This window comes from Sphingobacterium ginsenosidimutans (genome assembly GCF_039536865.1).
GTDB classification, from domain to species: domain Bacteria; phylum Bacteroidota; class Bacteroidia; order Sphingobacteriales; family Sphingobacteriaceae; genus Sphingobacterium; species Sphingobacterium detergens.
In genome coordinates this window covers 149,056-168,884 of sequence record NZ_BAAAZK010000006.1, presented here as the reverse complement: position 1 = coordinate 168,884, position 19,829 = coordinate 149,056, and the positions used below count along the sequence as shown (strand labels likewise).

Below are 19,829 nucleotides of genomic sequence, written 5' to 3'. Positions count from 1 at the left end.
CGTGAGAGCTTTTAATTCATAGCGACTATAATCAGCCAAGATTGCGTAACTTTGTGTGAGATAAGGATTATTATGAGTAAAAAAGTGGAGCATACTCCAAAAGAATATATTCAAATAAAAGGGGCTAGAGTCAATAATCTGAAAAATATTGATGTTGATATTCCCAAAAATAAATTAGTTGTCATTACAGGAATGTCGGGTTCGGGAAAATCTTCCCTCGCTTTTGATACCCTATATGCTGAGGGGCAGCGACGGTATGTTGAAAGTCTTTCTTCCTATGCACGACAGTTTATGGGACGGATGAATAAACCCGAAGTCGATTACATCAAGGGGATCGCTCCAGCGATTGCGATTGAACAACGTGTTATTACCAGTAATCCCCGTTCTACTGTCGGAACTTCTACCGAAATATATGACTATCTGAAATTACTATATGCGAGGATCGGTAAGACGATTTCTCCTGTATCAGGCAGGGAGGTGACTAAAGATAGCGTGAGTTCGGTGGTAGATTTTGCGCTGAAGTTTGACGAGGGAGAATCTGTCACGCTCTTGGCTCCATTGGTGCCCTCTCACGGGCGAAAGCTCAAAGAAGAGTTGTCTCTTTTACTGCAGAAAGGATTTGTCCGTGTCGTTTATCAAGATAAAATGCAAAAAATCGAAAGCATTATTGACGATAAGAGCATGGCCAATGAAACGATTCAGGACGGTGAGGTATTGATCGTAGTGGATCGGGTACGTATCGAGCAGGATGATGATACCATTAATCGATTATCCGATTCCATTCAAACGGGATTTTTTGAGGGTAAAGGTGAATTGTATATCGAAGAAAAGGATAAAAGACATCATTTCTCACATAAGTTCGAACTCGATGGAATTACTTTTGAGGAGCCTAGTCCCAACTTCTTTAGTTTCAATAATCCCTATGGTGCCTGTCGTCGGTGTGAAGGCTATGGGAAGATCATTGGTATAGACCCAGATCTTGTTATACCAGATAAGAGTCGTTCTGTCTATGATGGTGCTATTGCTCCTTGGCGAGGAGAGAAAATGGGCGAATGGTTACAGGTGCTGGTAAAAAATTCTTTAAAGTTTGATTTTCCGATACACCGTGCCTATTCAGATCTGACCGTAGCGCAAAAAGAATTACTCTGGACGGGAAATAGTTATTTTACAGGGCTTAACCAGTTCTTTGAAGAGCTTGAAGAACAGACTTATAAAATTCAATATCGCGTGATGTTATCACGTTATCGTGGTAAGACCGACTGTCCGGACTGTAGAGGAACAAGATTGCGCAAAGATGCGACCTATGTCAAAGTGGGTGGTAGGTCAATTACCGATATCGTATTGATGCCTCTTGAAGAAGCTTTGGCATTTTTTACAGATTTGTCCCTGGAAGGAAATGAAAAGGTGATCGCCAAACGCCTACTAGCCGAAATTAATAACCGGCTACAATTTCTATGTGATGTAGGTTTAAGCTACCTTACCTTAAACCGTCTGTCCAATACATTATCTGGGGGAGAATCGCAACGGATCAATTTGGCCACTTCGCTCGGAAGTTCGCTCGTTGGCTCAATTTATGTATTGGATGAGCCGAGTATTGGGTTGCACCCGCGCGATACACAGCGTTTGATTTCGGTACTGAAATCCTTGCGCGATGTAGGTAATACAGTTGTTGTGGTTGAGCATGAACAGGAAATGATGGAGGCAGCAGATTATCTGATCGATATTGGCCCTGAAGCAGGGATCAATGGCGGAGAGATGGTATTTGCTGGAACCTATAGTGAGATCCTAAAAGATGATAGGAGCTTAACAGGTCAATATCTGAGTGGTAAGAGCCAGATCGAAGTTCCAAAAAAACGGCGAAAATGGTCCAATAGCATTACTGTAAAGGGAGCGCATGAAAATAATCTTCAGGGGATCGATGTGCAGTTCCCATTAAATACATTTACTGTTGTATCAGGGGTATCGGGGTCAGGAAAGACCTCCTTGGTAAAACGGATTCTTTATCCGGCATTACAGAAATCAATCGGTAATTATTCTGGTGAACAAACCGGTGTATATGATTCCATAGAAGGCGATATTGCACAAGTAGAACAGATCGAAATGGTTGACCAGAATCCAATCGGTCGTTCTTCAAGGTCCAATCCAGTGACTTATGTTAAGGCTTGGGATGAGATCAGGGCCTTGTATGCTAATCAAGCTGCATCCAAAGCTGCGGGATTGAAACCTGCTGCGTTTTCTTTTAATGTCGAGGGCGGACGCTGTGATGTCTGTCAAGGTGAGGGGGAAGTGAAGATCGAGATGCAATTTATGGCGGATATCGTACTTCCATGTGAGGCCTGTGGTGGAAAACGTTTCAAACAGTTTGTGCTAGATGTGCAGTATAAAGGTAAATCCGTAGCAGATATACTTGAGCTGAGCGTGGATGAAGCCATTGTCTTCTTTGACGATCAGCCTAAGATATTGGCTAAGTTACAGCCATTACAAGATGTTGGTCTGGGGTATGTAAAGCTCGGGCAGTCTTCCAGTACGCTCTCAGGTGGTGAGGCCCAACGGATTAAACTTGCTTCCTTTCTGATCAAAGGTAATAACAGCAAGAAGACCCTGTTTATCTTTGATGAACCGACTACTGGTTTGCATTTTCAGGATATTAAAAAACTGCTAAAATCGTTTGATGCTTTGATTGCTCTCGGGAATAGTATTTTGGTCATTGAGCATAATATGGATATGATCAAGTCGGCGGATTGGGTAATTGATATTGGCCCTGAAGGAGGTAATAAAGGTGGAAAGGTTGTTTTTACGGGACTTCCAGAAGATCTTGCGCATTGTAAAGATTCTTATACAGGGCAATTTTTAAAAACACATTTAAAAGATTAAATCCTACATTAGCATTCGTTATTAAACGAAGGGGCCTGCGCAGTGGCTGCTGAAGTTAGGAACTAAGATTAGTAAAGTCAACGGTTAAAATTAATAAGTAAAAAAAGGAGATTTAGGTAAGTCGGAGACTTCGTATTTTGAGCGTCTCAAATCTAATATCTCAATACTCAATACTATAACTATGATTAAAAGATTTTTTTTAAGTGTCGTATTTGGAATAGCCGCACTCTCCTCCATGGCACAACAACCGGAAAGACCCAAATTGGTCGTCGGTCTGATGGTGGATCAGATGCGCTGGGATTATTTATATCGTTTTGCGGACCGATATGGAAATGATGGTTTCAAGCGACTTTTGAAAGAAGGCTTCTCCTGTGAGAATACCCTGATCAATTATATTCCGACCTATACAGCTATAGGACACAGTTCGGTATACACTGGTTCTGTTCCTTCAATCCACGGTATTGCGGGTAATGACTGGATCGAAGAACTTACAGGCAAGAATATGTATTGTACCCAAGATGACAATGTCGTTGGTGTAGGTACTACAGAGAAAGAAGGAAAACAATCCCCACGTAATTTACTGGCGTCTACAGTAACCGATCAGTTGAAACTGGCGTCAAATTTTAAATCTAAAGTCATTGGTATTGCAATTAAAGACAGAGGCGGTATATTACCTGCTGGTCACTTTGCGGATGCTGCTTATTGGTTTGAAGCGAAGTCAGGCAATTGGATTACCTCCAATTTTTATATGGATCAATTACCGAAGTGGGTCGTTGATTTCAATAAGAAAAAGTTAGCGGAAAAATACCTAAAGGCAGACTGGAAGCCAATGTACGATGTGAGTACTTATGCAGCGAATAGTATTGCTGATGATAATATCTATGAGGGAAAATATCCAGGTGAAGAGAAACCAACCTTGCCGCGTGCGACATCTAAGTTGATGAAAGACGAAGGTCTTGAGTTGATCAAAACAACACCAATGGGTAATCAGTTTACCTTAGATCTGGCAATGGAAGCCATCAAAAATGAGCAGATGGGAAATAACCCAACTAAAAATACCGATTTCCTTTGTGTCAGTCTTTCGGCGACAGATTATGTTGGACACCGTTACTCATTGACAGCTGTGGAAATTGAAGATATTTATCTGCAATTGGACAAACAACTGGCCGATTTCTTTGCTTATCTGGATAATACTGTTGGTAAAGGCAATTACACCTTTTTCCTGACAGCTGACCATGGTGCTTCTTACAACTCTAGATTCTATATGGATATGAAAGGAAACGGCGGTTATTTCTATTCCCGTCAGATTATTTCGGATCTAAACAAAAAGTTGAAAGAGAAATTTGGACAGGAAAAAATCGTCAAGAGTATGATGAATTATCAGGTTCATTTGAATAATCAAATCATTGATTCGCTTCAATTGGATCGGGATAAAATTAAAGAGACAATTATTCGCGAATTGCGCCACACCGAAGGTGTTGCATATGTCGCAGATATGGAAAAGAGCGAAGGCCTAATGATTCCGGAGCCTGTGCGTGAAAAAATGATCAATGGGTATAATTACAAACGCAGTGGTGTTATCCAAATCGTTTGTGAACCACAATGGTATGATGGTACGCCACGATCTACGGGTACGACACATGGTACTTGGTCGGGATACGATTCCCATATTCCATTGGTATTTATGGGCTGGGGCATTAAGCCTGGTGTGTCCAATACCGAGGTCCATATTGTCGATATTGCGCCTACAATTTCATCACTATTGCATATTACCGAACCCAATGGAAGTATCGGTAAACCCATTACAGCGGTATTGGGCCAATAGCAATTAGATGATCAAATAATATTCGCCCTTAGCATAAGGATATCCAATGGGTAAATTGTGCTAAGGGCTTTTCTTTTACAGGCTAGTTTTATAGGTTTTATTCTATTGAATAAAAAACGTAAATTTGCAATTCAACAGGGGGTTAACAAATTATGCTTTCCAAAAAGACAAAATATGCAATTAAGGCACTTATGGTGCTCGGTCGTAACTACGGAAATGAACCTATGCAGATCGTTAAGATTGCACAGGAAGAAAATATTCCAAAAAAATTCTTGGAACAGATTCTCCTTGAAATGCGCAACGCAGGGATTCTTTATAGTAAAAAAGGTGCAGGTGGTGGCTATAGTCTAAATAAAGCTCCAGAGGATGTATTTTTATCTCAGGTAATGCGTCTGATCGATGGACCTATTGCTTTGCTCCCTTGTGTCAGTCTAAATTTCTATCGTTCCTGTGAAGAGTGTACCGAAGAGCATGCCTGTGGCATCCGTGATACATTTGTGGAAGTGCGGAATGCGATGCTGCAAATTTTGAATGACACCAGCATTGCGCATTTAATCAATAAAGAAAAAGAGTTGAATCTAAACGTCGAATAATCGACTTGTTCGATGCCGTCTGCAGACTAGACAAAAAAGCTTGTTTGCAATGAATAGTATAGACAGCAGTGGCGCAAGCTTACTGCTGTTTTTTTATACTGAAGGTTCTAAAAACATATCTTGGCAGAATAAGGCCCTTTAGCATGATGATTTATTGGCATAGACAATAATTGGAGTTTTGCTTTAGAATAAGATAAATTTTATAATTTTAGGGCATTCATAATATACGGACAGATCACTTGAAAAACGATGAAAATGATGAGGTTAAGCTGGTTTCTCTTTTAATTAAGGGAGACAAAATGGCTTTCTCTAAGCTTTATGAACACTATTCTCCCACCTTGTTGCACAAGCTGAACAGATTGCTACCAGACGAGGAGCATGTGTTGGAAATACATCAAATTGCCTTCGTACGATTATGGGATATGCGCGCCAAAATTATTCCCGAGAAAGGTGTTTGGTCATTGCTACATACAATAGCCCGTAACCTGACCATTGATTATTTTCGCCAATCAGCTACAGATGAAGCTGTGCGTAAAGCACTTCTGACACAGGCAACCTTATATTATGAACTGGACGAAGCCAATGATACGTTGGAACAGCTATCTGATGAACTATCAAAAGCGATAGAAAAATTACCCCCCAAGCGCAGAGAAATCTTCCTGTTGTGCAAATTCCAGGGAAAGAGTTATGAAGAAGCCGCAAAGATCCATGAAGTTTCAGTTGGTACTGTAAAAGATCACATGGCCAAAGCTATGCGTTTTTTAAAACAGGAACTCGGAGCCAAACTGTTTATGCTGTTGATAACACTTTTGGGGCTTCTTAACTAGGGATTTGCTTCACATAAGGTTAGTCTCAATAGTCTCTTTTATCCTCCTTAAACCTAATTTTAAATTTTTTTAAAAAAAATGATTTTCTAAGCATAGACTTTCTATGTCTTCTCCGTATTAAGATTATTAAGGCTGTGATTTGAGCGATTATTATGTACGATAAAAAGGAGATTTTCGAGAAATACTTAGCCGGCACCTGCACGCCGGAGCAGGCCGCTTGGTTGGTAGCATTATTCGCTGACGAATCTTTTCGTGAGGAACTGGAAATGTATATGGATGCAGCAATGGATGATCAGCTAGAGGAAGAGGACATTATTGAGGAACTGTATACCCAATCGAAAAACCAATATCCAATCTTAGAATCGCTGCTCACCGGAGAAGAGATTAAAACGAAACCATCCATTTTGATCCGTTTATGGCCATGGGTGGCCGCTGCGGCAGCAATACTAATTCTTTATGTAGGAGGGTATCAATATAAAGCATATGAGGAAGCTTCAAGCACTACCGCTGTTACTGTCACGAATAAACATATGGAAAGCCCCAAAGTGGAATCACTGATGACATTAACGCTGCCGAATGGCGAGAAAATTGAGTTGACGGATAGTAGCAAAACGCAATACGCTGCTGCAAAAACAACAAATGAAGATTCTTTTTTTGAAATCAAAAAATTTGAGAATGCCTCCGAACCTATGGTACAGGAAATTAACGTTCCAACGGGTAAAACTGGAGCAATCGTGTTGACTGATGGAACCAAAGTTTGGCTCAATACGGGTACTAAATTACGTTACGATGCTAATTTTGTTGGATCCGAACGTGTCGTTTATCTGGAGGGAGAAGCTTATTTTGAAGTTTCGCATAATAAGCAGAAACCTTTTGTGGTGGTTTCAAATGATCAAAAAATCAAGGTGCTGGGGACGCATTTTAATGCTAAGGCCTATACTGGTAATCGAACCACAACAACATTGATGGAAGGTAGTGTTGCCGTTTCTACTGCATCGAAAGTCCGTATTTTGACCCCCGGAGAATGCAGCGTTGTCGATCCTGGGAAGACTAATATCGATGTTTCTCCGGCCTTATTATCCAATGTTAACGCTTGGCGAAATAATGAATTTTCATTTTTTAATGCAGGTTTGGAAGAGATCGGAGCGGAGTTGTCGCACTGGTATGGCATAGATGTTAGGGTACTCGGCCAAGCTGACGACTTGGGCTTTACAGGAGTCATTTCCAAAGAAAAGACATTAGAAGAAGTGTTGTCCATCTTGCGGAGAACAGGACAGATAAAATATCAAATCACTCCTTGGGGAGCAAAAGAAAGGAGGGTGATTCTGATGATGTAGTTTTACCTATGCAATCTAACTAACCACTGCTGAGCGGGGGACAGCAGTATACCTTAATTATTTGACCAATAAATTACGACCAAATGAATTTATTCAATTCCAGAGACCTATTGAAAAGGAGGGCTTTGGGCAAACGCACTGCAATTTTATTTGTTGCACTGACCTGTGTGCAGTTTAGCCTGGCGGCTTTTGCACAACGGGTCACTATAAAGAGGAAGGGAGTTCCACTTTCTCAAGTATTTAGTGAAATCAAGAGACAATGCAATTGTGATTTCTTCTACAATGAGTCTCTTGTCAAATCCAATACGGCGGTGGATATCGACATGCAGAATGCTACTGTGCAAGAAGTATTGGATCACTGTTTTAAAGATCAGTCGCTGCAATATAGCATCGATAATAAAACAATTGTAATTACCCCTAAGCCTCGTTCAGCCAAACAGCAGAAAGTACAGCTACGTGGCCGTGTAATGGATTATAAGGGAAAACCGCTGGTCGGCATTACGGTGGCCGAAAAAGATAATCCAAAGAATGCTGTTGGAACGGATACTGATGGGACGTTTATCCTATCGGTAACAAATGCAAATACAACATTGATTTTCAAAAGTATGGGTTTCCAGACCTTGCAGATATCCATGCAGGGTAAGACTTGGATAGAGGTGCGCTTGACTCCTGTCGAAAATCAGTTGGACGATGTGGTCGTCACAGGCTACCAAAACCTACAACGCAAATCATTGACCGGTTCAGTCGCTACGGTTAATATGGAGCAGTTAGAAACGATATTTCAGCCGAATATTGATAAACTCCTACAAGGACAGGTACCTGGGCTTATGGTCATGAGTACTTCGGGTGCTCCCGGCGCTATGCCGCAAATTCGCATTCGTGGTACTGCTGCGTTAAGCGGGAATGTGCAGCCTTTATGGGTTGTCGATGGTATTATTCTGGATGACGCGGTGAATGTTTCTGTTGATGATATTATGACTAATAGAAACTTGATCGCTTCTGGTATTGGTGGTGTCAATGTGGAAGATATTGAAAGCATCAATGTCTTAAAAGATGCAGCGGCAACAGCTATCTATGGAACTAAAGCCGCTAATGGTGTCATTGTAATTACTTCCAAAAAGGGGCGGGCTGGTAAAACTCGGGTGAATTTTTCAAGCACCTTAACTATGGGAGAGCGACCACAGATAGCGGACGCCTATATGATGAACTCCAAGGAACGGGTGGACGTCAATTTAGAAATGTTACAGCGGAATTTGTTTAATGCAAACAGCCCTAAACCCGGCGAATATGGTACTGTTACTGATTTTGAACGTTATTTTATTGATGCAAATGATAAGCGGATTAGCTGGGGTCAATTTGAAGACAAGATAAAGTATCTGGAAGCGGTCAATACCGATTGGTTTAAACATCTATTCAGGAATTCGCTGTCTCAACGGTATAACGTAAGTTTTTCCGGTGGAAATGAAAAGACGACTTTTTATGCCTCAGGAAGCTACAATAATGATCAGGCGACCGCGAAAGGCGTGGGACAGAAAACCTATACTGGATCATTGAAAGCCTATACTTTCTTAACACCCAAGATGCGATTGGGAGTCATGATGGATATCAATGCGCGCGACAATAAGAGTTTTTTTGCTGTCGATTCGCGCGAAAATCCCTATGAATGGGCGATCTATACCACACGCGCGCAACCCGCTTTTGACAGTGATGGAAATTATAGTTATTTCTACCATAATACCCTGAAATATAACTTTATGGAAAACAGGGAACAGGGCTGGAGAAATGCGAATAACTTCGGACTACGCTCTTCAGTGGATTTTGAATGGAAATTCATGAAGGATCTGACATTCACCTCCTTGTTTAGTTATACAAAGCAAAATACACGAGATGTAGATATAGCTTTGGAGGACAGTTATTTTGTGCGGAGCCGGAAAAAAGATTATTATGATATCGTCGACTATACAGCAGTGCAGATCTGGAAGGATGGAGGTTATAGAAGAGGAAAGGCATCAGTTAACGGTTCGATTACCTTTCGGAATCAAATAATCTATAATCCTCTCTTTAAAGACAAGCATTATTTGAATGTGATGCTAGGGCAAGAGATCCGTAAATCTAAGACTGAGGAGGAAGTAACCCAGGTCTATGGATATGCACATGATCGGGGCCACCAACAAGTGCCACAGTTTGAGCTGATGAAAAAGATGGGTGTTCCCTATTGGACAGAACGTCTGGATGAAGCTGCTGCGGTATCTTATTTCGGTGCATTCAATTATACCTTTGACAATAGATATACTGTAAGCTTTAACGCCCGTACAGATGGTTCCAATAGATTTGGTCTGAAAACTAATCAGTTATTTCAGCCACTTTGGGCATTTGGAGCGAACTATCAGATGAAGCAGGAGCGTTTTCTAGATCAGATTGATTGGTTATCCTATTTGACACTAAGAGGATCCTATGGCAGCCAGGGTAATGTTGCTTCTCAGGCCTACTCCGACTTGGTTGCGACGATCGGCGCCGTGAATGTAGATAATCCGGTCAATTATTTAATTATCAACGCACCGAAAAATCCTTATCTCAAATGGGAAAAGACCTATACAACCAATTTGGGGCTTGAATTTGGCTTCTGGAAACGCCGTTTAATGGGCTCTATCGAATTTTATAATAAAAAAGGCACAGACCTGTTGGGATCAAAACAAGTGTCGCAAGTGACCGGATTCGAATCGCTTCAGGTGAACTGGGCGACAATGCGCAATCGAGGTTGGGAGTTTTCTGTCAGCTCAATCAATATTGATTCTAAGAATTTTAGATGGTCATCAAATATCAATTATGGCTTGAACAAAAATGAGGTATTGGACGTTAATGCCAAGCCAACGGTAGGCAGTCTGACAGAAGCAAATCGGACTAACTATGCATCATCTGCAGTAATTGGCAAGCCACTAGATGGGGTATGGTCTTATCGTTATGCAGGACTCAATACAGATGGTAGAGCTACATTTTATACCAATAAAGAAGGGGAAAAGGTGCTCTACGGTATGACGAACTTGGATGGCCTGAAGTACGAGGGACCCAATCTACCAACGACACAATTGGGTTTTACCAATACGTTCGCTTATAAGCGTTTGTCTTTGTCAGCCTTGTTTATTGGTAGTTTTGGTAATGTGATGCGACTGCGCAACCTCTCACAAAACTATGCCTTGACTTTTCCAGAGCCCACACAGAACCTGTCGAGAGAATGGGTAAACAGATGGCGTAAACCTGGGGATGAACTCAATACGAATATCCCTAAACTTGAAGACTCTGCGTTTGAAGCTGCTGTGACAGGTACTTCACCATACAATGGCAGAATGTACGATAACTCTGATCTGAGAACAGTAAAAGGTGATTTTGTGCGCTTGCAGAACCTCTCCATTTCTTATGATTATTTTACGCCTAGATTGCGGGCATTGGGAATCCAGAATATTCGCCTTATGTTACAGGGAAATAATCTCTATGTATGGAAAGATGCTAAACTGAAAGGTCAGGATCCGGAGGCGCAAGGAAGCAAAATGTCTTACGCAGACTCGAGATCCGTTCAGGTATCGTTTGGAAATACATTCCTTCCGGTGCCACGATCATACACAGCATCTTTACAAGTTCAATTTTAAACCTAAAAGCTATTATGAAGACTACATCTAAATATTTGTTGTTGGGTCTGTTTTGTTCAGCAGTAGGCTTGTCATCTTGTACGGGCTTATTGGATATAAAACCCGTCAATAGTATGACACCCGAAACAATCAATGATTATGAATCGATTTTATTAGGCGGGTATCCACGCAGCGATTATTTCTATAAAACCGAATTAATGACCGATAACGCGATGGTCAATCTCAATACGACGTATAAACCCAGTGCTGCTGATGAACCCTGGTTCTTGTTTGCCTCATCGCATTTATTGGACAATAGTCCAAACGATCCTTATTGGGGGCAGCTTTACAAGACTATTTTTTATGCCAATACAGTCTTGGATAAGTTCAAAGACGTCATCCCTACCAGTGAAGAACAGTCAAACTACGATAGGATAAAAGGTGAAGCATTCGCATTGCGGGCATATGCTTATTTTTATCTGATCAATATGTATGCTGATGTATATGCGGCAAATAACCTGGAGCTTCCTGGGGTACCAATGCCTCTTGATGCTGTCGATGTTAACGAATTCAGCAAGAATAATGTACGCCAACCTTTAGGAAAAGTATGGGGACAGATCGAAGCAGATTTGGGGCAGGCCGCAGATCTATTGCGCGGAAAGCCTACGAATGATCGTTTTCGGCTCAATATTACGACTGTGCAATTATTACGCGCCCGTGTGTCATTATTTATGGGACAATATGATCAGGCAATAGCTTTTGCTGGAGAAGTGATGTCAAGTGCAAAGCTCGCCGACCTCAATACCATGCAATCTTATATTGACAGTAAGTCCAATAAGTATGCTTTTTCGGGCAATGTAGGTTTTATTGATACAGATTATAATAGAGAAATACTATTCTTTACAGCAGGAAGAGCCAACAATAATATCTTTTACTATGCTCAGGCAGCATTTAAACCATCCGAGGAGATTTTGGACCTGACTAAAAGAAATGGTAATCTGGTAGATTACAGGCAGTACTTGTTTGATTCATTTGAAGACTTTTCACAGCCTGATGGTGTCATGGTTGGCAAGACGGTGTACCATATGTTTGCCACACAGGAAAAATATTGGTTTTATATTGGCTTTAAAGCCAGTGAGGCCTATGTGATACGTGCTGAGGCCTACGCTAGAAAACAACAATATAGCAATGCTTTGAAAGACCTCAACGATCTGTTGGTAACGCGTTACAAAAAAGGAACGTTTATGGGGTTAAAGGAAAGTGACTATAGTGATAAAGCAGGTATTTTGAAAAGAGTACTCGAAGAGCGCCGTCTGGAAACTGCATTCGATGGCGGATTGCGATTTTTTGACTTACGTCGACTTGGAAAGCCTGAAATCAAACATGCCTATAAAAATGGACAGGAGTTTGTAATGCGCAAAGATGATCCAAAATATGTCTTGCAGATTCCGCAATCAGAACAGAATAATTCACCAAATATGCCTATTAATCCACGATAATCAATTCATCAATGAAGAAGATATTTTCAATCGGCCTAGTAAGCATGTTGTTACTGGCCAGTTCATGTACAAAAAATGAATCCATCAATTCCTCGGAATCTTTCGGATTTCAAGAGCGTTTTGGTCCAAAAGAAGAGGAGTTACCCGCTGTTAAGGAGATGTTCAAGACCTATGATTTATGGCTGCGTCTTAATTTTAAGGATCCGAAGGAGGTGACAAATAGTATTTTGGTGCAAGATGTCAATAATCGCTATGGAGCAACACCAATGGATGACAAAGCCAAACCAAGTGCCATTATGTTTGTAGATACCCTGCTGCATAATGTTTCTACGGATTTTGTACGGCGTGTATTTCCACGGGAGTTCTTTTTCGTAAAGACCTATAATGGTTCTTGGTGGAAACAGGATATTTATGTCTTGGGACGTTCGCGTTTAATTGTCTGTTGGCCCAATGAACGATTAAATACCCAACCTATTACGGTGCCTGAAACACATTATTACCAGGATTCTGTACTTACGCGTATGGTTTGGGGCAATTTGTCCGGGATGCTCGCGCAGCGAATGGAAGGAAAGGTTCCTGGATTTGAGGCTGCCGGAATGCCTTATGACAATGGAAAGGCACTCGATGAAATTAACAAAAATTTTCCGGGCAATAGTGATGAAGATATTGAAGCTCGTAATCGTGAGGTTTCCAAATTAGCCGCAGAACGGGGTTATATCTCCGGCTCTGGCTCGAGGGGGTACGAAGTTGACTTGGGGCAGTGGTTTAGTCTGTTGACAACCGAATCCTATCAAAATATTAAAAAAGTATACTTAGATACCAGTGAAAAAAGAACCGCTAAATACAAGATATTGACAGATTTTCTCAAGAAGGAATACCATTGGGATATTCAGGCAGCAGGCAATAAGTATCGCCAAAAATTAAATAGTTTTAATTAATGTCACGCCAAACCTTATAGAAATATAATAAAAAAGCCAATTCATCATAGGCGGGTTAAAGACGCTCGTCTATGATGATTAACGAAGTAAACAATTATTAAATACAAGCATCTAAAATCAAATTTGTACACATGAAAATTTTAAAAATGATCGCCTTGTTGGCTCTCCCTAGTGCGGTGATGGCACAACAGTCGGATTTCAGTATTGAGGGGAAAATACAGCAGCCCAAAAAAGAAGGACAGGTATTTATGTCTATCCGTACTCCGAATAGTCAGGTACTAGACTCTGTAAAAGTAGATAAGGGTACGTTTACTTTTAAAGGGCAGGCAAATGGACCTACCATGGTTTATATTGTATATGATCAGGAGAATAAAGGTTGGGACAAGATCGGGTACAAAGGGGACATGGTTGGTATTTATGTCGATAAAGGAAAGACAAGTATAACAGCAAAAGATTCTGTTAAAACAGCCGTTATAAAAGGTTCGTCGTTACAGGATGCTCACGCAGCGTATAAGAATCTTATCAAGGAGGCCGAGGATGGAATTAATGCGATCAATCTGAAATACAGCAGCGCTACTGCAGAGCAACGCAAAGACGATGCTTTCGCTGGGCCGCTTCGGGAGCAGTATATGAAATTTGCGGAACAGAAGAAACAGTTGCAACAAGACTATATCGCGAAGAATCCAAACTCTTATTTCAGTTTATTGGCGATTCAGGATCAACTTTATGCTGGGGCCGACATCTTAACTTTGGAACCTGAGTTTAATAAGCTTTCGGCATCCGTACGTAGTTCGGAAAGCGGAGAAGCTTTCGCGAAGCAGATCACGGCAGCTAAATCAACTGCGGTTGGGGTACTTGCACCAGACTTTACACAGCATGATGTCAATGACAAACCTGTTAAGTTATCTGATTTTAGGGGTAAATATGTGTTGTTGGATTTCTGGGCCTCTTGGTGTGGTCCTTGTCGGGCAGAGAATCCCAATGTTGTAGCAGCATATGATAAGTTTAAGGATAAAAATTTTACTGTATTGGGTGTTTCGTTGGATCAACCGGGCAAGAAAGACAACTGGTTAAAGGCTATTGAGGCGGACAAATTAAGCTGGACAAATGTAAGTGATCTGAAGTTCTGGAATAACGAGGCGGCTAAGCTTTACGGTGTCCGCGGTATCCCTCAGAACTTTCTGATCGGTCCCGACGGGAAGATTGTTGCTAAAGACCTGCGTGGCGAACAATTGCATGAAAAATTAGCAGAGCTATTGAAATAACATGATGACGAGATTAAAGTTTATTGCACTAGGAATAGGAACGATTTTATCCTTGTTTTGTGTTTTTGCTCTTCGTGCTCAGACAACTTCTAAGGTTGTTTTTGTAGGAAAAGTTGACCCGAGATTTGATGGTACCAAGATCTATCTTTATAACAATATTACCGGCGATAATGATACAGCAACTGTTACGAAAGGAGCTTGGCAAATAGAACGACCATTTACGGTAGCCACCAGGCACATGTTGGCCGCTGAGGCGGAGTCTAAAAAACATGGCGGTTACGCACCCTTTGGTATTCTGGTTGATGCTCCTGCAACAATTCACATTGCGGGTGATCTGGAGTCTTTCTATACCTCCAAGGTTTCGGGATCCAATGCCCATGATGTACTGAATCAGTATTTCACACTTATGCAGACTAAGGGGGCGGATGAAGCTGCGGTGATTACGCAGGTCGTTGCTCAAAATAACAATTCTTTTGGAGCAGCTTTTTTATTGGACCGCTATGGAAAGGCCATGAAACCGGAGGAAGCCTTAAAGGTTTATGAGGGACTGACGCCTGCTATCAAGCAGTCCTATTATGGTAAATCTGCCGGCAATCAAATTCGTGGAGCTTTGTTGTCAAAAGAAGGAGCTTTGGTGGCGAATTTTTCGTTGCCAAATGAAAACGGTCAAAAAATTGACTTCGCTTCTATGAAAGGTTCTTATGTGCTATTGGACTTTTGGGCTTCTTGGTGTGGTCCCTGTATCGAAGAGTTTAAAACACTCAAGGAGATTTACGGAAAATATAAGGGTAAATCGGCGTTTGAGATTTTAAGTATTTCTACTGATAAGAGTGAAAATGCATGGAAGAATATGCTTAAAACCCAACAATTACCCTGGATACAACTGCACGATATTCCGGCGGACAATAGCATTGCAGTCAGTCGATTTGCTGTGACAGCGCTACCTACAACTTTCCTGGTAGATCCGAATGGAAAGATTCTTGCTAAAAACCTAAGGGGAGAGGAATTAAAGGCTTATTTGGTTAAGCTATTCGGTTACTAACCGCTCCGTTAGCCAATTTTAAGCGTAAGCGTCAGCATCTGAAAATGCTGGCGCTTTTTTGTCTTGAATAATTAAAGGAATGGAAACTATATTTCTTCTGATATTATTAGGTGTGTCTTATTGGGAAAAGAAAGCTGGTGTAACATCATGCTCTATCCCGTTTTATTGGATATTTCGATTTAATTGGTTGTTTTGCAATCTGTTGTTGTGAGTTTTTGTGTTTTTTTAATTTCTTAATTATTTAACATTATTTTACGAATTTTCCGTAGCAACATTGATATCTTTATTGCGACAATATATAAACGGAAATTTATGAGACTAACCTATACCTTAGTTTTGTTTCTTGTACTTTCAGCCATAAGCTCTATTTCCTATGGCCAACAGAGGCTTACAGGTGTAGTTGTTGATGCCAAAGACAAAGCCAAACTCCATCAAGCGTCAGTTGCTTTACTTAACCCAAAAGATTCTATTTTAATTAAGTTCGATCGAACAAAAGAAAATGGGACTTTCCAAATTGCCAATCTGGATACAGGTATTTATAAAATGGTCGTGTCCTATCCGCAATATGCAGATCTCGTGAAAGATATCCATATTACAGCACAAGGTCTTGATCTTGGTATGATATCGCTGTCAAAGGCAGCATTACTTTTGGAGGAGGTGCAGGTCAATGGACGAATTCCAGTCGTTATTAAAGGAGATACAATAGAGTATGATGCCGGTAGTTTTAAGGTTGAGAAAGATGCTAAGGTTGAAGACCTGCTCAAAGTGCTTCCCGGTATTACGATCGATGGGACAGGGAAGATCACAGCGCAGGGAAAAGAGGTAAAAAAGGTACTGCTTGATGGGGAGGAGTTTTTTGGGGATGATCCAACCCTGATCACCAAAAATATTCGGTCGGATATGGTGAGCAAGGTACAGGTCTACGAAAAGAAGTCAGATTTAGCTGTTCGTACGGGTGTGGATGACGGAGAGCGTACACAAACTATTGATATAAAACTCAAGGAGGATAAAAAGAAAGGGATGTTTGGTCAGGCAATCGCTGGTGCAGGAACAGATAAGTATTATGGCGGGAAAGTCATGCTCAATAAGTTTAAGGGAGCGCAGAAGATTGCCGCTTATGGTATTTTGGCCAATGATGGCATGGTAGGTTTGGGCTTTGAGGATAGTCAAAAATATGGTGTGGGTGGAAGTGGCAATGTGCAGATGATGGATGGTGGAGGTATCATGATCTCTTCCAGTGGAGACGAAACTGATGGTGGATGGGATGGCCAATACAGGGGTGGAGGGGTGCCTAAAGCGTTGAATATGGGGGTAAGCTATTCCGATAAATCTAAAAATGATAAGCACAAAATTAACGTCAATTACAAACGCAGTCAGATCAATGTTGATAATACAAGTACCTATAATGCGCAGAATAACTTGCCAGAACGGGCACAAATAGACAGTAATACAACCAGAACGGAAAATGAAAACAGAGCAAATGTTGCTAATTTGAGATATGACTATAAGTTGGACTCGCTAGCTGATTTGACAGTAACCATGGGCTTTAATAAATCCAATAGGGATAATACCTCTGAGGCGGAAGCTTATCAGAAAACATTGAGTGGACAGCCGATTACAAATACCATATCGCGTACGGATCTGAATAGTGATCAGGATAAATTCAATGTGAATGCTATCTTGACGCGACGGTTTAAAAAAGAACGTCGCTCCATCACATTTAATGTCAACGCAAATACGGATCGGAATCTTTCGAAGACACAGTATTTTTCGGAAAACTATTTTGAAAATAGCCGGCGTACCGACACAATCGATCAGTTTAAAAAAGATGAATTCAGAAATAATACGTATGGCGGTTCGATAACCTATACAGAACCCCTTTCGAAAAAGATTACAGGATCAATAGGGTACTCTTTTTCCAGCAATAAATCAGAGACACTAAATCAATCCTTCAATAGAGATCCTATCACACAAAAATATACCGTGCTGGATGAAAGTGTATTGAATGATTTTAATTTTTCCAGTTTAAAAAATAGTATCAATACTTCGCTGAACTATAAAACAAATGACTTGACAGTCAATCTGAGTAACCAAACAGAATTTGAGGCTGTGAAAAGGATATATAATAATTTAAATACCGTATTGCAGCGTGACCAGACTTCTTTAAGGCCTTCACTTTCGGTAAATTACAAAATTTCTAAAAGTAAAAACATCGGCTTCCGTTACAGTGGACAGACGGCGCAGCCTTCATTGACACAGATTGAACCACTCAAACAAAATGCCCAGCCACTCGTGGAATACTTGGACAATCCAGATCTGAAAGCTGGTTTCAACAATTCCTATTCTGTCAATTATAACTCTTATAAACAGCTAAAAGATCAAAATATGTATTTCTATGTTGGCGCTTATCAGGGAAAACGCAATATTAATAGTAGTGTGCGCTATAACTTGGAAGAGGGTACCCGACAAATCTCCTATGTCAATATTGATAAGGATAATTGGTCTGTGTATGGAGGTGGAAGTTATAGTTTTCCAATACAAAAGAAATGGGGATTAAAGATGAACCTTGGTATGGACCTTAACTATAATAGCCAGTATAGTTATCTTTCTTTATTGAATCAAGAACCACAGCTAAATCGTAACAAAACTTGGAGCGTAGGTCCTAATATAGGTTTTAACCGTTATAAAGCAAATAAAATGGACTTTTATATTAACTTGAGTCCAGGCGTAGAAAAAATGGATTCCTATTTACAACCCGAATTGAATCAGACAACATTTAAATTCAATTCTTATTCGCAAGTCACCTATTACTTACCCAAAGACTTTAAAATTTCGCTATCCATGCAACAGAATTATCAAGCTGCAACAAAGACCTTGCAATCCATTAACATGATGAACATGAATGGCTATATCTCTAAAAAGTTGTTAAAGGACAAATCTTTGGAAGCGCAATTATTTGTCAACGATATATTAAATAAAAATATTGGAGTGCGTCGCTATCAAGATGGTACGGCATTTATCCAGACAAGCAACAATGTATTGCGTCGTTATGGGATGTTAAAAGTGATCTACAATTTTACAACAATGAGAGGAGATGCCAAATGAGGAAGCAAATAATATTAATGATGTGGCTTTTATGCTTGTCCGTCACTACCATACAGGCACAGCATGCATTCTTTCCGAACAGTGGTACGGTGACTTTCGAACGGAAATTTCATGTGCAGAATTACTTGAAACGAACTTATTTAAGTAAGCCAGATCTGGATACCTGGGATAAACTGGGGGTAGAGAATGCGGTCAAAAATGGACCTGTTGAAGTGATCACACATCATACGTTGAAGTTTTATGATACCGAGACTTTGTTTGAAACCGTACAGGAAGATTACCCCACTAACTATCGAAATGTCTCCTGGTATAATCCGGCATTGACTGATTCAAAAACTTATTTGAATTTCAAGAATCAAGAATTCATCAAATTATTGCCTTTTGGCGATGAGCAACTGTTGATGAAAGATTCTCTGCCAACAGTGAAATGGAAGTACACTGATGAGTATCGGAATATCGCCGGCTATGATTGTCGGCGAGCAAATGGAATCATACAAGATTCAATCTATGTTGTCGCATTTTTTGCGGGACAAATTCCGATATCAGGGGGACCAGAATTAATCCATGGGCTTCCGGGCTTGATCTTAGGGATATCTATCCCCAGTATGAATATCAATATGTTTGCAACGAAGGTCGAGATCACCAATACTCCAGTGTCTAATGTACTTACCAAAAAGAAGAAAGTTGTTGCCGAATCGAAAACGGAGGTTATAAAAAAGTTAAAAGATACTGTCTATGATTGGATGGATGAGAAAGATTTTAAAAAGAGATTACAGAATGTCTTATTCTAACCGCTCTTGGCTTGGTATCCGTAGCTAAAGCAAGTCATTAAAAGGAAATAGAAATACCGAATGGCTTGTGAAAACAAAGAATGCCTGTCTTTTGTGACAGGCATTCTTTG

General features: G+C 40.6%; 12 protein-coding genes. All 12 read left to right on the top strand.

The window, feature by feature from the left end:
* Window positions 1-72 precede the first annotated feature (72 nt).
* On the top strand, window positions 73-2,874 hold the full coding sequence (uvrA, locus tag ABFX33_RS11325) for an excinuclease ABC subunit UvrA (RefSeq protein ID WP_346086165.1): 2,802 nt from the start codon (window positions 73-75) through the stop codon (window positions 2,872-2,874).
* 181 nt (window positions 2,875-3,055) lie between these two features.
* Complete coding sequence (gene pafA, locus ABFX33_RS11320) at window positions 3,056-4,699, top strand: alkaline phosphatase PafA (RefSeq protein ID WP_120261186.1); 1,644 nt, start codon at window positions 3,056-3,058, stop codon at window positions 4,697-4,699.
* Between the two features lie 152 nt (window positions 4,700-4,851).
* Window positions 4,852-5,292, top strand: coding sequence for an RrF2 family transcriptional regulator (locus ABFX33_RS11315; protein ID WP_120261185.1), 441 nt, complete (start codon window positions 4,852-4,854; stop codon window positions 5,290-5,292).
* Window positions 5,293-5,531: 239 nt separating this feature from the next.
* A complete protein-coding gene (locus ABFX33_RS11310; RefSeq protein ID WP_120261184.1) occupies window positions 5,532-6,119 on the top strand; it encodes an RNA polymerase sigma factor in 588 nt (195 codons plus the stop codon).
* Window positions 6,120-6,271: 152 nt separating this feature from the next.
* Complete coding sequence (locus tag ABFX33_RS11305; RefSeq protein WP_346086164.1) at window positions 6,272-7,456, top strand: FecR family protein; 1,185 nt, start codon at window positions 6,272-6,274, stop codon at window positions 7,454-7,456.
* An 83-nt stretch (window positions 7,457-7,539) separates the two neighbouring features.
* On the top strand, window positions 7,540-11,100 hold the full coding sequence (locus tag ABFX33_RS11300; protein WP_346086163.1) for a SusC/RagA family TonB-linked outer membrane protein: 3,561 nt from the start codon (window positions 7,540-7,542) through the stop codon (window positions 11,098-11,100).
* Between the two features lie 14 nt (window positions 11,101-11,114).
* Entirely contained in the window at window positions 11,115-12,578 is a 1,464-nt protein-coding gene (locus tag ABFX33_RS11295; protein ID WP_346086162.1) for a RagB/SusD family nutrient uptake outer membrane protein, read from the top strand.
* Window positions 12,579-12,589: 11 nt separating this feature from the next.
* Window positions 12,590-13,516: a hypothetical protein gene (locus ABFX33_RS11290; protein WP_257095740.1), complete on the top strand. Its 927-nt coding sequence runs from the start codon at window positions 12,590-12,592 to the stop codon at window positions 13,514-13,516.
* A gap of 131 nt (window positions 13,517-13,647) precedes the next feature.
* On the top strand, window positions 13,648-14,781 hold the full coding sequence (locus ABFX33_RS11285; RefSeq protein WP_346086161.1) for a redoxin domain-containing protein: 1,134 nt from the start codon (window positions 13,648-13,650) through the stop codon (window positions 14,779-14,781).
* Between the two features lies 1 nt (window position 14,782).
* Window positions 14,783-15,823, top strand: coding sequence for a TlpA family protein disulfide reductase (locus tag ABFX33_RS11280; RefSeq protein ID WP_346086160.1), 1,041 nt, complete (start codon window positions 14,783-14,785; stop codon window positions 15,821-15,823).
* Between the two features lie 312 nt (window positions 15,824-16,135).
* Window positions 16,136-18,928, top strand: a complete 2,793-nt coding sequence (locus tag ABFX33_RS11275) for an outer membrane beta-barrel protein (RefSeq protein ID WP_346086159.1) — start codon at window positions 16,136-16,138, stop codon at window positions 18,926-18,928.
* 17 nt (window positions 18,929-18,945) lie between these two features.
* Entirely contained in the window at window positions 18,946-19,719 is a 774-nt protein-coding gene (locus ABFX33_RS11270; protein ID WP_346086158.1) for a GLPGLI family protein, read from the top strand.
* Window positions 19,720-19,829 lie beyond the last annotated feature (110 nt).